11 protein-coding genes are annotated in these 15,060 nt (G+C 40.1%); 7 read left to right on the forward strand and 4 right to left on the reverse strand.

Annotated elements, in window-relative coordinates; all coding sequences use genetic code 11:
* The first annotated feature begins 5 nt into the window (after positions 1-5).
* Entirely contained in the window at positions 6-818 is an 813-nt protein-coding gene (locus R0J88_RS02235; protein ID WP_410898928.1) for a class I SAM-dependent methyltransferase, read from the forward strand.
* On the opposite strand, the gene R0J88_RS02240 is transcribed toward R0J88_RS02235, so the two are convergent.
* Positions 815-2,419: a GMC family oxidoreductase gene (locus tag R0J88_RS02240; protein ID WP_410898929.1), complete on the reverse strand. Its 1,605-nt coding sequence runs from the start codon at positions 2,417-2,419 to the stop codon at positions 815-817. The two genes, R0J88_RS02235 and R0J88_RS02240, sit on opposite strands and share 4 nt — an antisense overlap.
* A gap of 95 nt (positions 2,420-2,514) precedes the next feature.
* On the opposite strand from R0J88_RS02240, the gene R0J88_RS02245 reads away from it, so the two are divergent.
* The 4 genes from R0J88_RS02245 (at position 2,515) to R0J88_RS02260 (ending at position 6,822) form a co-directional block, all read left to right on the forward strand.
* Positions 2,515-3,546 (forward strand): AraC family transcriptional regulator, encoded by a 1,032-nt coding sequence (locus R0J88_RS02245; RefSeq protein ID WP_058429863.1) that lies wholly within the window; start codon positions 2,515-2,517, stop codon positions 3,544-3,546.
* Positions 3,547-3,548: 2 nt separating this feature from the next.
* Positions 3,549-4,544, forward strand: coding sequence for a Gfo/Idh/MocA family protein (locus tag R0J88_RS02250; protein ID WP_410898930.1), 996 nt, complete (start codon positions 3,549-3,551; stop codon positions 4,542-4,544).
* A 470-nt stretch (positions 4,545-5,014) separates the two neighbouring features.
* Positions 5,015-5,758, forward strand: a complete 744-nt coding sequence (locus R0J88_RS02255) for a FadR/GntR family transcriptional regulator (RefSeq protein WP_410898931.1) — start codon at positions 5,015-5,017, stop codon at positions 5,756-5,758.
* A 206-nt stretch (positions 5,759-5,964) separates the two neighbouring features.
* Positions 5,965-6,822 carry an EamA family transporter gene (locus R0J88_RS02260; protein ID WP_138739589.1) on the forward strand — a complete coding sequence of 286 codons (858 nt, stop codon included), beginning with the start codon at positions 5,965-5,967 and terminating at the stop codon, positions 6,820-6,822.
* 37 nt (positions 6,823-6,859) lie between these two features.
* Here R0J88_RS02260 and R0J88_RS02265 read toward each other — a convergent pair whose 3' ends face one another.
* Both R0J88_RS02265 and R0J88_RS02270 read right to left on the reverse strand, forming a co-directional pair.
* Positions 6,860-8,062, reverse strand: coding sequence for an MFS transporter (locus R0J88_RS02265; RefSeq protein ID WP_410898932.1), 1,203 nt, complete (start codon positions 8,060-8,062; stop codon positions 6,860-6,862).
* 55 nt (positions 8,063-8,117) lie between these two features.
* A complete protein-coding gene (locus tag R0J88_RS02270) occupies positions 8,118-9,212 on the reverse strand; it encodes an NADH:flavin oxidoreductase/NADH oxidase (RefSeq protein WP_410898933.1) in 1,095 nt (364 codons plus the stop codon).
* A gap of 466 nt (positions 9,213-9,678) precedes the next feature.
* Here R0J88_RS02270 and R0J88_RS02275 point away from each other — a divergent pair, with 466 nt between their 5' ends.
* Positions 9,679-12,096 carry a TonB-dependent receptor gene (locus tag R0J88_RS02275; protein ID WP_410898934.1) on the forward strand — a complete coding sequence of 806 codons (2,418 nt, stop codon included), beginning with the start codon at positions 9,679-9,681 and terminating at the stop codon, positions 12,094-12,096.
* A 92-nt stretch (positions 12,097-12,188) separates the two neighbouring features.
* Positions 12,189-13,772 (forward strand): tetratricopeptide repeat-containing sulfotransferase family protein, encoded by a 1,584-nt coding sequence (locus tag R0J88_RS02280; protein WP_410898935.1) that lies wholly within the window; start codon positions 12,189-12,191, stop codon positions 13,770-13,772.
* 131 nt (positions 13,773-13,903) lie between these two features.
* Here R0J88_RS02280 and R0J88_RS02285 read toward each other — a convergent pair whose 3' ends face one another.
* On the reverse strand, positions 13,904-14,338 hold the full coding sequence (locus R0J88_RS02285) for an ion channel (RefSeq protein ID WP_410898936.1): 435 nt from the start codon (positions 14,336-14,338) through the stop codon (positions 13,904-13,906).
* Positions 14,339-15,060: the final 722 nt, after the last annotated feature.

The raw sequence follows: 15,060 nt of genomic DNA on the forward strand, positions 1-15,060 counted from the left end.
AAAGTATGTACTTAAATCCTAATTGGCGAATACTTACTGTTGGCGATGGCGACTTATCGTTTTCTCATGCGATTTTTGAGCACGTAAAACCAAATAAGTTAGTCGCCTCAACTTACGATAGCGCACAAACCATAGAACAAAAATACCCTGATAACGCTTTAAAAAAATTGCGTGAATGCAGTGTTAACGTTCTTAATAATTTTGATGTGACGAGCAAAGCGTGTTGGCAAACATTAAAAAGTAACAACCAATACTTTGATGTAGTCATTTTTCAGTTCCCACTTATTCCTGCATTTGTAGGTAAAGAGGCGTTTGAAGCTAGCACTCGTCAATCAAGTATGAACGTTTTAAACAGAGCCCTATTACATCAATTTATTAAATATGCCACTGAGTTTGCGTTAAACCCAAATGGCCCAATGCTTTGCTTTATAACCTCTAAAGATGTAAAACCTTATCTTGAATGGAACATAGAAGGCAGTTTAAACGAACGCTTAAGCAGCAAATATTGTGGCCAAATGCCATTTGATATAACACGTTTTTCGGGATATAAAATTCGTAATGTTGACCGTGACAAACACGTCAAAGACACCAGCGGGATCACGTATGTATTTAGCCCAAAAAGTAGCACCTTAGAACCCCAACTAGCCAAACAATTAACCAAACCCAGCTACTTAACATCAAACCATTGCGCGCTTTGCCGAGTTGGACCGTTCATCGCAGAAGAAGACCAAGCAAAACATCTTAAAGCTAAAAAGCACTTGCAAATGTTACGCCTAGAATCTGATTGGCAACACTGGCTAAACACCTTTTATAGCTAACTATTGGCTGCCTTAATTAAGTCAGCCGCTTTTTCTGCAATCGCTATAACAGGGGCATTAGTGTTACCTGTGACAATTGTGGGCATTATCGACGCGTCAACAACACGTAAATTATTAACGCCATGCACTTTTAACTTGCTGTCAACAACCGACATCTCGTCCTTACCCATTTTACATGTCCCAACGGGATGATATTCAGTGTCAGCTGTTTCACGAATAAACTCTATTAACTGCTGATCATTATTTATATCGAGTGGATAAACCATATCTGCACGTATTTCATCAAAGGCTGGGCTATTCATTATTGCGAGTGTTTTTTTCAAACCCAACAACATTATGTTTAAGTCATCTTGATGGCTTAAATAATTAGGATCAATCAGCGGTGCTGTATGGGGGTCATTGTTTGCAAGCTTGATAGTCCCTCTACTTTTAGGTCGCATAATACTGCTATGAATACTGTACCCATGCCCATAATGCAACTTGCGACTATGATCGTCTACTAGCCCAATTACAAATTCGAGTTGAACATCAGGTGCCGGCGAATCTTTAAATAATTTAATAAACGCATGAGACTCCGCAAAGTTACTTGTTAAACATCCGTTTCGTTTACTAAACCAATCTGCAACCCCTTTGGTAACTTGAAGCGCACCTTTTGGGCTTATACCAAACGTACCGGCACTATTATTGGCTTTAAAAAGTGGAACCACTGTAAGGTGGTCTTGTAAATTTTCACCAACTCCTTCTAACACAACCTTCACATCAATATTATGTAATTTTAATTGCTCTTTTGGTCCAATCCCCGACAACATTAAAATTTGCGGCGAATTAATAGCCCCCGCACTCAAAATCACCTCTTTATTAGCCGTTAACTCTATTTGCTGTTTGTTACGTGTTATTTGCACTCCTTGCGCAGTTTTATTTTTTATATTTATTTTTTTAACGTGGCAATGTGTGAATACGGTTAGGTTATCCCTATTTAAATTAGGTGTTAAATACGCTTTCGCTGCACTACAACGTTCTCCTTTATGCTGTGTAACCTGCGACAAACGTGCACCACTTTGTTCTTTACCGTTAATATCATCATTTAGCGGTACCCCTTGTTCAGCGCAAGCATTTAAAAAATACTGATTAACAGAACTTGGCGTATTTAGCTCTTGTACATAAAGCGGTCCATCGACTCCATGCAAAGAGTTATTTATAAATGCACTGTTGTTTTCAGCTTTTATAAAATAGGGCAACATGCTTTTATAATCCCAGCCCATGTTCCCCTGCTTTTCCCACTCATCATAATCGTGTTTATTACCTCGAATATAAACCATTGCATTGACTGAGCTTGAACCACCGAGCACTTTACCCCTTGGCATAAAACCGCACCGATTGTTAAGTGCTTTTTGGGGTACTGTATTATAGTGCCAACTGTTAATACCATAAGGCACGCTGGCAGCAACTGCAGCTGGCATTTGAACAAGAGCGCTTTTATCGCCCCCGCCGGCTTCAATTAAACATACACTCACATTTTTATCTTCAGATAAACGCGAAGCAATAACACACCCAGCACTACCTGCCCCTATAACAATGTAATCAAATGTTGTGCTCTGCATGTGAGCCCTTATGAAAAATTAATACCTTATTAATACTGCATAGAAAAACACATCAAAACTTGATATTTTTAGACACCAAGTTGCTGGAGTAATGCATGAAAAATTTTATTAAGGCCACATCACTACAAGGGATAGACTCGCTTGTTAAGAGCTTAGGCGCTGACATATCACAAATAATGACACAGCTTGGCCTTAACATTTGCTTTAATAACTTAGAGCAACAATACTTGCCCTATAGTACTTACGCCGAACTCCTTGAGCATTGTGCACATACGCTCAACTGCCCAAGCTTTGGGCTGCAACTAGCCAATAAGCAGAGCTTTGATATACTTGGCCCTATTGCTATAGCAGCAAAAAGTAGCACTAATTTAGGTGACGCCCTCAACTGGGTTATTAAATATTTGCACCTACACACTCCCGCTTTAAGCTTAACTATTCATCCGTTAGAGGCTGATAAAACACTCTTTTTATCATTTCAAATAAACTTAACCCCATTACCTAAAACAACCCAGGTTTTAGAACTAACTATCGGCCTCGCCATGGGAGTAATAAAAAAATTAAGTAATAACACCTGTAAACCACAATCGGTATTCTTACCTCAAAAGCAACTTGCTAATACCCGCGCATATAACACTTACTTTGGCTGCAAAGTCACGCACAATAGAAATAGTGCCGGTATTGTTATTTTAAAAACAGATTTAGCATTATCAATTGCACAACCCCAGTACGATAAAGTACCTGCCGCGCTGCAGTTTTTAGCTCAAAGCGAACAGCAAAATCAATCCCTGCCAACTCAAGTAAGCGCGTTAATTAGGCCCATGTTGCCAATATATCAATGCACAAACGAAACCATAGCAGCAGCGCTGGGTATGCACCCAAGAACATTGCACAGAGAGTTAAATAAACACAACACAAGCTTTGTAAAACTAAAAGACTCAACCCGGCGCTCATTAGCTGCGCACTATTTGGCGCAAAACCATTACAGTATTTCAACCATCTCAGAGCTATTAGGTTATCAAGAACAAGCAACTCTTAGCGCCAGTGTAAAACGTTGGTTTGGTTATTCTCCGCGAGCATACAGAGCTAAAAAAATGATAAACTTAAATAAACATAATTCTAAGGAATGAGTATGAACTTTGTAATTGTAGGTACTAATTTTATCAGCGACACATTACTTGACGCTGCTAATACCCTCGCTGATTTTAATTTATACGGGGTTTGCTCTCGCGCGCTTTCAAGCGGCGAAGCATTTTTAGCAAAGCACCCGCAAAATACACATGCAAAAATGTTTACCAGTATTGAACAAGTTTGCCAAGACGAATGCGTTGACGCAGTTTATATAGCCGCGCCCAACAGCTTGCACAAACAGTATGCGGTTAGGTGTTTAAACGCAGGTAAACATGTACTCGGTGAAAAGCCGTCCGCAGCCAATAGCCAAGAACTAAAAGAAATCATAGCCACCGCTAAGCAAAACCAGTGCTTATACATGGAAGCAATGATGACCACCCATTTACCTAACTTCACATTGTTAAAGCAAGCACTTAGCAGAATAGGCACTCCTCGAAAGTACATAGGTCAATACAGTCAATATTCATCTCGTTACGATAAGTACAAAAATGGGGAGCGCCCTAACACCTTTTTACCTGAATTTGCCAACGGTGCTTTGGTCGATTTAGGTATATACCCTCTTTACTTGTTAATTGCACTTTGGGGCGCGCCGCAAAGTGTAAATGCAAGTGGCGTATTACTAGATACCGGTGTTGATGGCGCAGGCGATGTACTGCTTAATTATTCAAATAAGCAAGCTGTGATTAGCTACTCAAAAATATCGCAAGGCGACAACATAACAGAAATACAAGGTGAACTAGGCAGAATGCGTATTGAAGCCGTATCGCAACTCAAAAAAGTAGAGTTTATTGCTAACAATGGCGAATCAGAAATTATATCTGAACAATTTGATGAGCATTTTATGAAGTTTGAAGTTGCTCACTTTATGCAACTCATAGAAAAAAAACAGTGGGAATCTGATGTAAACACCTTCGCGTTGTCATTAGATGTTATGAATGCACTTGACGAAGCTCGTAAACAATTAGGTGTGATTTATCCAAACGATAAAACACATTAATTTAGCCCTTGACTGGGGTAAGTTGTATATGGGCGTTAAACAACGACAGTTAACGCCCATGGGGAAATGCAAATCACTATACCAACTACACACTTTTACTTACGGACATTACAACAACGATCCCCATCCGTGGGCAATCAATTTGATATAACGACCTAAAGTATTTACCAATTACTGACTGACAATAGAGCTATTACTCAATCTTAATCAGAAAACAGCCATTACTCATTTTATCGGTGTAAATCCAAACTAACACACAAAAACATAACCAATCAAGCTAGCCAATTATTTAATTTTAAACTAAATTGGTATTACACAAACCAAAGCAACTAACAATATTGTTTTATAACCAAATCATAACACTAGAATTTTGACATATTAGTGGGGTTTGGGGTAACCTTGTCGGTTAATAAATGATATAAATTTTTAGACCTAAATGGTCAATATTCCTTAGGGTATGAAGGTACAATATGGGTAATCGTCGCTTATTTTGGCGCATTGTTGATAAAATAGAGTCCTTAATAAATCAAGGTGAGTTTACTGCTGGGAGTCGTTTACCTCCTGAGCGTGAACTTGCAGAAATGTTTGACGTAAGTCGCCCAACAATTCGAGAAGCAATTATTGCATTAGAAGTACGTGGACGGGTTGAAGTTAAAACCGGTTCGGGTGTTTATGTTGTTGAACAAAAAAATGCCTCTATAAAATCAAAAGAGATCAGCGCATTTGAATTAACTCAGGCCCGCGCACTCATCGAAGGCGAAATTGCAGCACTTGCCGCTCAAAGCATTACAGAAGAAGAACTTGAGCAGCTAAATCAAACGCTAATAGTAATGGAAAAAGGGCTTTATGTAGAGCAAGCAGACCGAGAATTCCATGAAATAATTGCCAGAGCAACACGCAATAAAGCGCTTGAATTTGCTGTTTCTAACTTGTGGGATTTACGATTAAAAAACCCACAAATTGTTGCTGATTACAGTAGTGTTTGTACTAATAACAACGAATGTGTGATGGATGAGCACACCGCCATTTACACGGCACTAAAAGCACATGACGCTAGTGCAGCCCGTACGGCCATGCATAAACACTTCAACCGGTTGATAAATGCATTGTTTGACGCTGTAGAAGCGCGTGCTCTTGAAGAAATAAAACGTAAAAATGACGAAAAACGCGGTCTTTACTCTTTGGACGGTCTTGTTAATAAAAGCGCTCACTAAGTTTAAACATACTAGCAAACACCTGTTTGCTAGTTTGTTGCCCTTCATTAGAGCTTCCTCTAAACAGCCACACCTGTTTTTTAATCGCAAACACTTACCAATCGTACTAAAAGCAGATATTATCCCGCCACAAAATATAGCCATTGCATCTTAAATAGTGGAAATTTATTAACACCTATTAGCAGTGCTTTAAATTAGGGACAACAATGCAATCAAGTACCAAAGATTTCATATTAGCAACTGTTTGCTTATTAATTGCCATGATGACCATTCAATCGGGTGCGTCGTTTGCAAAGCAACTATTCCCTATTGTTGGCCCCGAAGGGACGACCGCGCTTAGGCTTGGTTTTTCTGCACTTATATTATGTTTAGTATTTAAACCATGGAAACATATACCTGCCAGAGGAAACCGCTTAGCTATTGTGGTTTATGGTTTAAGCTTAGGTGGAATGAACATTCTGTTTTACTACGCTATTGAGCGCATACCCTTGGGTATTGGTGTCGCACTGGAGTTTACTGGCCCCCTTGCCGTTGCTTTATTTAGCTCTCGCCGTAAACGCGATTTATTTTGGGTTGCCTGCGCCATTGCCGGTATATTACTTTTATTGCCCGATATGAGCGGTGAAGAGAGCTTAGATCCTGTTGGTGTTATTTTAGCTTTAGCAGCAGGTGCATGTTGGGCTGGCTATATATTGTTTGGTAAAAAAACCGGAATGCAAAGCTCAGGTGGTGCAACGGTTGCCCTAGGTATGACCGTTGCGGCCATTGTGCTTGTGCCCTACGGAGGCATTATGCAAGCAAGCGCATTCACATGGGAAGTTATTCCTCTGGGGATTGGTATTGCAGTTTTATCAAGTGCGTTACCTTATACGCTTGAAATGGTGGCACTGCGTAATATGCCTTCTCAAGGCTTTAGCATAATGATGAGCCTTGAACCTGCCATTGCATCACTTGCTGCCTTTGTTATTTTAGGCGAGCTACTCACACTCTGGCAGTGGTTAGCCATCTTATTAGTAATTATAGCCTCGGCAGGAAGCTCCTTCTCTGGCGAATCAAAAAAGTAGCCTAAACCAAAAGCCATCAACCACGATGGCTTTTTTGTTAAGCTGTATGTGCTTTTTGTTTTTCTTTTTTAGCAGAATAAACAAACCCTATTAACGCAATAAGCGGCATTGCAGCCGCAACTAAAGCTATACTTTCCCACCCCCCAAACTCATATAATGAACTAGCAATTAATGACCCAACAGCACCGCCCAAAAATATACTGGTCATGTAAATGGCGTTAAGCCGAGCACGACTTTGTGGCTCTAGCGAATAGATTACTCGCTGACCAAGTACCATATTGGCTTGCACTGCAAAATCAATTAAAACACCAGTTAGCGCCAATATGATAATGCCGTTTGGTAAATCAAATAAGCTGGGTAAAAAACACAATAATGCAATCACTTTGGCTAATAACGACATTTCGTAGGTATAGCCTTTGTCAGCTAAACGCCCAACAATTGGCGCTGCAACAGCACCGGCTGCGCCCACTAAAGCAAACAATGCTATTTGAGTTTGCGAAAAACCATATTCTCTGGCAAGCACAACAGGCACTGTAGTCCAAAACAAGCTAAATGACGCAAACATTAGCCCCTGGTAAAAAGCACGTTGACGAAGCACAGGTTGACCTATTACCAGCGACTTTAACGATCGTAATAAAGCAAAGTAACGTGTTTTATGCGTTGGCAACCTTGTGGGTATAGCAAAGTGAATAACTAAAGCAATAAATACCATGCATCCCGCGGCAAAAAAGAACACGGCACGCCAGCCAAAATGATCAGCAATTATGCTGGCTACAGGTCTTGCTAACAAAATACCCAACAACAGCCCCGCCATAATATTACCTAAAACTTGCCCCCGCTTTTCGTCTGACGATAAATGCGCCGCCAACGGAATAAGTACCTGCACCGATACCGAGCTTGCCCCCACTAGCAAACACAAAAACAGCATTGTATTTGGAGTTTGAACAACCCCCAGTCCAATTAAGCTAAAAAATGTAATACACAGAGTAATTAACATTAACCGTTTATTTTCAACTAAGTCGGCTAACGGCACTAAAAAAAATAAACCAATGGCATAGCCAATTTGAGTTAAAGACACAATAAAGCTGGCACTGTGTGCACTTAAGCCCACATCTGGGGCTAACAATTCTATAATAGGTTGCGCATAGTAAATGTTGGCAACAATTAAGCCGCAACATAGTGCAATAACGCTTACAAGAGTACGGCTGATCTGCACAGGGTCTGCGCTTAAATTAGACATGGCATTCTCAAAATTAATTAAATAAAACCTCAAAAAAATGAGGTTTTTTATTAGGTCACTTTATGGGCGAAGGCTTTCCGTGCGGGCTTGAACGTAAATATTGCTTAGGTGCGTTAACTGTTGCACCCAATTCAGCTGCTGCATGCCATGGCCAATGTGGGTTATATAAAATACCTCTAGCTAAAGCCACTGCATCCGCTTTGTGCTCGCTTAAAATATTTTCTGCTTGTTGCGCTTCGGTAATTAAACCTACCGCAATAACCGGCATATTAACGGCCTGTTTTATTGCAGTAGCAAAAGGCACCTGAAAGCAAGGCTCAACAGGTATTTGCTGTAAAGGGCTTAAACCCGCTGTACTTACATGAATAAAATCACAGCCAAGCTCATCAAGCGCTTTAGCAAGCACTATTGATTGCTCTAAATCCCAACCACCTTCAACCCAGTCAGTCGCTGAGATTCGAATACCAACTGGTTTATTAACATTAAACTCAGCGCGCACCGCTTTAAAAACCTCCATTACAATGCGCATACGGTTTTGTAAACTGCCTCCATATTCATCATCGCGCTTATTACTCAAAGGTGATAAAAACTGATGCAACAAATATCCATGAGCACCATGTAATTCGATCAGATCAAGGCCTAGCTCGTCGGCGCGTTTAGCAGCGCTTGCAAAGTCCGCAATTAATTGCGCTATATCTGCTTTACTCATTGCAACAGGTTCAAACGAATGCTCATCGTAAGCCTGTGCTGATGGCGCAATAGTTTGCCAACCATTTTTATCGCTAGGTGAAATAGCACCTACGTCGTCCCACGGTTTACCGGTTGACGCTTTACGCCCTGCATGCGCTAGCTGAATACCTATAGGCATGTCACTATATTGCCTAACCGCGTTTAAAGTTTTACCTAATGCTTGTTGGGTTTCATTATTCCACAGACCTAAATCACCATAGCTTATTCGCCCCTCAGGGCTTACCGCCGTCGCTTCCATAATAAGTAAACCTGCTCCACTTAAACTCAGTTGACCTAAATGAATAGTATGCCAATCAGTTGCCTCACCATTAATAGCTGAATATTGGCACATAGGTGCAATAATAATGCGGTTAGGTAAACTGAGCTTACCCAAAGATAACGGCGAAAAAAGCTGGCTCATAACAGATCCTTGATGCATACGAATAAAAAATTAAATTGAATGTACGAACCAGTAAACACATTCGCCCATTTAGTAATATAAAAACCTTTATTTAAAAGTAGGTTATGGGGAGGTAAAACTTTTTTTAAACCGCTACAACTTACTAAAAAATAAATGGCTCCCTGTCCAGACAAATAAAATTACAAAAAATTAACACCACTAAAATCCAAGCATACAAAAAAGGATGAATAGTCATTCAAATATTCACAAAAATTAAAACCGTACATTAATTGTACCTTACACGGGTAAAGCTAATAATAGATGGGTGATAAATTTAACAAACCCAACAAACCACACCCACCCAACCCTTTTTTATTCTAAAAAAGTGAATTTTAATTCAATTTACACATTCCCTGATTCGATTGTGACTGATATCATATTCACTGTACTTTACTTATGTTAAATCTTTGAACTAGGGATCATTTTTATGTTTAAACCAAGCTTGTTAACCTTGGCTATGTCGGGCGCCCTATCTAGCGCTTTTTTACTTCCAAATACTGCGTTTGCCCAAGAGCAAGAAGCCGCAAAAGACAAATCACTTGAAGTTATTGAAGTAACAGCAACACGACGTAGCGGCTCAGTGCAAAACGCACCGCTTAACATTACAGCGCTTGATGCCGACATAATGAAAGACCAGAACATCAGCGAGCTCGCCGATGTAGCACGTTGGGTACCTGGTTTAACAATTACCGATCAAGGTGGTCGTTCTGGTTCACCTATTATTGTACGTGGTTTAAACACAAACTCTTCAGGTCCATCATCAGACGGTGGCACCGTTGCAACTTACATTAACGAGATCCCAGTCGCCATTGATATGCGCCTAGTCGACGTAGAGCGCGTAGAGGTTCTTATTGGGCCACAAGGTACGCTGTACGGTGCAGGTACATTAGGTGGTGCTATTCGTTACATGCTTAAAGAGCCTGAGCTTGATTTCACATCACTTGAAGTATTCGGCAATGTATCGCAAACACAAGAAAGCGACTCTATTGGCGGTGAAGGTGGATTCATATTTAACTTACCATTAATTGAAGACACACTTGCCGTTCGTGCTAGTTTAAACATTTACGAAGACCCAGGTTTTATTGATTATGGTTACGTAGTGCGTGAGCCGGGCGTATCGTTACCTGATCCAGATTGGACCGACAGCGCAGCAGTTAACAACAACCTTAAAAAGGTAGAAGACGCCAACGGTGAATCAACCACTACAGGGCGTATTTCTGTTCGCTTTAAACCGAGCGAAACATTTGAAGGTACACTTAACTACTTTTACCAAAATCAAGACAGCGAAGGTCGTTCAATTGTTCATTACAATACATTGAGCGCCGATAACGGTCTTAGTGATTTAATTGGTGAATACGAGTCAGGTTACCGCTACGAAGAACCGCGTGAAAAAGAAAACCAACTACTAAGCTTAGAGTTAAAAGCAGACCTAGGTTTTGCTGAATTAGTATCGGCAACAGGTATTTCGAATTTTGATGCCGACGGCCAACGTGACCAAACCGATTTACTTATTCGCCTTGATTACGGCTACGAAGAATTTCCTGCGTTTTCATCGTTCACACGTGAAATTGAAGAGCAAGATACGTTCACACAAGAAATTCGTTTAGTATCACAAAACGACAGTGACATTAACTGGATTGTGGGTGGCTTTTACAACAAAACAGAAACCGAAGCATCAAGTAGAGAGTTTACGCCTGGGTTTGACCAATTCGCTATCGATAACTTTGGTGGCGCTCAGCTAAGACCTGACTCATTAGAATACTTAGAGCTTACAAAAAGTAAAGTCACTGAGTCTGCGCTATTCGGCGAAGTTGGCTACCAAGTTACCGAAAAATTAGATATTACCATTGGTGCACGTTTTTACGAATACGATGTAGAGGCGCAAGCAGCATTTGACTTCCCGCTTGCAAATACACTTTATGGCGATGCAGACCCTGATGCAATCACCGTTGCTTACGAAAAAGACGAAGCAGGCGATAACGGTAACTTATTCAAATTTAATGCTAAATACCAGTTTACTAATTCAGTAATGGGTTATGTAACAGTAAGTGAAGGCTTTAGAATTGGCGGTTCCAACCTTCTAGCTGTTTGCCCTGATCCTATCCCTGAAAACCAGCAAACAGGATGTGGTAACGCTGACGAAAGGCTTTTTGATGCAGATACAACAACTAACTACGAGCTTGGGTTTAAAAGCACATGGTTAAGAAGCCGTTTACACTTTAACGCTGCATTATTTAATATAGATTGGGACGACGCACAAGTTGCCGGTGCAACTGAGGTAGGCCAACTACCGTACTTGTCTAATGCCGGTTCAGCCAATGCGAAAGGTATTGAAATATCGTCGCGTGCAATTTTATCTGACTCATTCTCTGTGTATTCTACATATGCATACACAAAAGCAGAGTTAACATCAGACGCACCATTCTTATTTAATTCAGATGGAACAGATGGTGCAGAAGATGGCGACCGTTTACCAGGCTCGTCTGAGCACCAGTTTTCAATGGGTGTAAACTATCAAACCGATGTGTTTAACGACAAAACGCTTGATATTAACTACGGTATTACCGCACAAAGCGATGTAATTTCTCGTGTTGGTTTACGCGATAACGGTGAAACATTGCCAGGTTATAGCTTAAGCAATATTTCGGCTAAACTAACCGCCGATGAGTGGTCTGCGACCGTTTACGTAGACAACGTATTTAATAAATACGCCGTTACGTCTGTTCGCCGTTCAGATGCCGATATTACCTCAGCAAATAGAACTGATATACAACGTAACTATGGTTACTTTATCAACCGTCCATTAACGGTAGGCATTAAATTTAATTATAAGTTTGAAATATAATTAACCGTTAAGTTTAAGTACAATCAAAAGGCTCAAATTTATTTGAGCCTTTTTTCTTTATTAACGCGTAACCAAACAATACAAATTAAAAAATGCAGCCAAATTTAAAGCAACTCCATCAAAGCGCCATTAAATATTTAAACGAAGGCAAAGTACAACTTGCCCACAAAAACTTAGTTGAACTGGTTTCGCATAAACCTGACTTTGCCGACGGCTATTTTTTACTGGCAATGGTTAACTTGCAAGTAGGGCAAATTTTTAAAGCCATCAAGCTAATCGAAAAAGCCTTAACGCTTGGCTCTAGCATTGAATATACTGCACAACTGGCAAAATGTTATGCGCTTACCGGTGACTTAAAAAAAGCAAAGAATGTAGCGCTGTCGGTGCCTATTGCACAAATAAAAAAAGCGCTCGACGCCGATACCCTAGGCGTTGCACTTACACAAGCGGGACTACACGAACACGCTTTACATTATTTTGAATGTGCACTCACATTAGCCAATGCCAAACAACAACCTCAACCCCAGTTTTATTACAACTTTGCAGTAAGCGCCAAGTTTTTGGGCCTATTTGACAAAGCACACACCGCGTTTGATCATGCCATTGCACTTAACCCGCTTCATCATCAAAGCCACTTTGCACTCAGTGATTTAACTAAAGTAACAAAGCAAAAAAATAATATTACACGGTTAAAGCAAGTGTTTGAGCAGGTTTCACACCCTGATGCCAAATTACACATAGGCCACGCACTAGCAAAAGAATACCAAGATATTGGCGCATTTTCTGACGCTTTTACCGCGTTACAACAAGGTAAAGCAGCAAAGTATGCGCTTACACCGTTTGATAACGCATCGTCGAATGCATTGTTTGAACATATAAAACAACTCAGTGCCGAACACAAAAACCAACAAGTAAACGGTAACCCCACTGCTGAGCCTATTTTTGTATTAGGTATGCCCCGCTCTGGCACCACATTAGTTGAGAGAATATTATCGAGCCATAGCGACGTGCAATCGGCTGGTGAACTACAAGACTTCGGCCTAAGTGTAAAAAGGTTAAGCAACACACCCACACCAAACGTGCTCGACATACAAACACTCACTAAAGCGTATGAGCTTGATTTTAATCAGCTTGGCTCAACATATTTAAACGCCACCCGCGTCACTACCGGTAGCCATAAACATTTTATAGATAAACTCCCGTTTAACTTTTTTTATATCGACTTAATCACTAAAGCACTGCCAAACGCTAAAATTATTTGTATGCTGCGCGACCCAATGGACACCTGTATTGGTAACTACCGCCAGCTATTTACTATTAACAACCCTTACTACGCGTATTCGCTAGACCTACTCGACACTGCTAAATTTTATAGCCGCTTTTACTCACTCATGCAGCACTTCAGCACCGTGCACAGCAATATAAAAATTGTGAAATACGAAGAATTAGTCGCACAGCCCGAGCAGCAAATAAAAGAGTTAGTCAGCTTTTGTGATTTAGAGTGGCAAGCACAATGTATAGACTTTCACTTAAACACCGCACCGGTATCTACTGCCAGTAAAGTGCAAGTACGCCAACCGCTAAACAACAAAGCCATTGGGCGTTGGAAGGCATTTAAACCCCATACTGACGAGGCTCGAAATTACCTGTTAGAGCAAGGAATTACGTTGCAATAGCCATTAATTATGCATTGCTTTAGTAAAAGTGAATTTATAAGCCAAAGTTAAAGCTTAGGTTTATAAATTCATAACACAATAAACTTCCCAGCTTTAACTAGAGAGTTTTTATATATTGCAATAGAAAGCATTTAACTTGGCTTTTTAGATTGAACTTTTCTTATTTGAGAAATAGCTTCCATTAAAAAAGCCGTATTAAGCCCTACAATTATTAACCCATTAACAGCCGTTAAACTGCCAAGCAGCCGCCATTGAGTGCCCAACACAACATCGCCATAACCAAGTGTTGTAAAGGTAACAACCGAAAAATAAAGTGCGGGCTCTAATTCGCTAAAAACATCAAAAATTAAAAATATAGCAGCCCATAACCACGCACTCGCCGTTAAGCCTCCTACCAACCAAATTACCATTGCGGTGACGACTAAAATCATCTTTAGAGTTCTTGAGCCATTTAGTAACCAATCGTTAATATTAGCCAGCGCTTTAGACAAAACACCAATAAACATTGCTTGTATTAGCACCGTGCCACAAATAACAAATGTTCCAATAATAAGCTGTATTAGCATTTTGATCCCACTGCTTAAATCCTTATATTTTAAGTAACATTATACATAAAATTCACAACAGGGTAGGAACCTGCAATCACTATAATAAAGTATTTTTACTACCGTTATTTAACCGTTTATTACTGCTATTACCGTGCTAAAACTCAGCCAAAACCTAAGTAAGACAATATTTAGGTAAATAAAAACAGAAATAAACACTTAAAACCAAAAGGAAATGCAGTAACCGTAAACATCACTAAACCGCTAAGTAATCACCGGGAAAGCAATAACAAAAATGTTTGGCGTAAATCATCAATTTAATAAAACTATAGATAGTTATACCTATACTTGCCTTAACTCACCTGACTCATATTTCGTTAAATTTTCATTTAACTCGATAGATTAGGTTTAATCTGCAAAGTGCCATGAGCAGACATCGAAGGCTTTAATGTCTGAAGTCAAAATTTGACCCCGCTTACTTCCTAAAATGACTAGAAGCATAAGTAAGACTCTAAACAGGAGAGTAAACTTTCTGTTACTCATGGCACATAACGCAAAACTAAGCGGCTGGCGATAGCCTGTCCTTACTTGAGCATATTGTATGGATAATACACCCATCTTAATTACTATTTAAACCCCATTTCGGGTAATGTGAGACCCAGGCTTAAGCAGCAACTTAAGCTTTCCTTGTCGTAGTTCGATTGAGCAAAGGCTCCTCTGTTGAGAGACCGATAACAAGAACG

The sequence above is a fragment of the Pseudoalteromonas sp. SIMBA_162 genome, from assembly GCF_046535955.1.
GTDB lineage: Bacteria > Pseudomonadota > Gammaproteobacteria > Enterobacterales > Alteromonadaceae > Pseudoalteromonas > Pseudoalteromonas marina.

Coding starts and splice junctions, on each gene's coding strand:
- R0J88_RS02255 (WP_410898931.1), top strand. CDS start 5,015: ATGGGTAATCGTCGCTTATTTTGGCGCATTGTTGATAAAATAGAGTCC.
- R0J88_RS02265 (WP_410898932.1), bottom strand. CDS start 8,062: ATGTCTAATTTAAGCGCAGACCCTGTGCAGATCAGCCGTACTCTTGTA.
- R0J88_RS02275 (WP_410898934.1), top strand. CDS start 9,679: ATGTTTAAACCAAGCTTGTTAACCTTGGCTATGTCGGGCGCCCTATCT.
- R0J88_RS02270 (WP_410898933.1), bottom strand. CDS start 9,212: ATGAGCCAGCTTTTTTCGCCGTTATCTTTGGGTAAGCTCAGTTTACCT.
- R0J88_RS02245 (WP_058429863.1), top strand. CDS start 2,515: ATGAAAAATTTTATTAAGGCCACATCACTACAAGGGATAGACTCGCTT.
- R0J88_RS02260 (WP_138739589.1), top strand. CDS start 5,965: ATGCAATCAAGTACCAAAGATTTCATATTAGCAACTGTTTGCTTATTA.
- R0J88_RS02285 (WP_410898936.1), bottom strand. CDS start 14,338: ATGCTAATACAGCTTATTATTGGAACATTTGTTATTTGTGGCACGGTG.
- R0J88_RS02280 (WP_410898935.1), top strand. CDS start 12,189: ATGCAGCCAAATTTAAAGCAACTCCATCAAAGCGCCATTAAATATTTA.
- R0J88_RS02235 (WP_410898928.1), top strand. CDS start 6: ATGTACTTAAATCCTAATTGGCGAATACTTACTGTTGGCGATGGCGAC.
- R0J88_RS02250 (WP_410898930.1), top strand. CDS start 3,549: ATGAACTTTGTAATTGTAGGTACTAATTTTATCAGCGACACATTACTT.
- R0J88_RS02240 (WP_410898929.1), bottom strand. CDS start 2,419: ATGCAGAGCACAACATTTGATTACATTGTTATAGGGGCAGGTAGTGCT.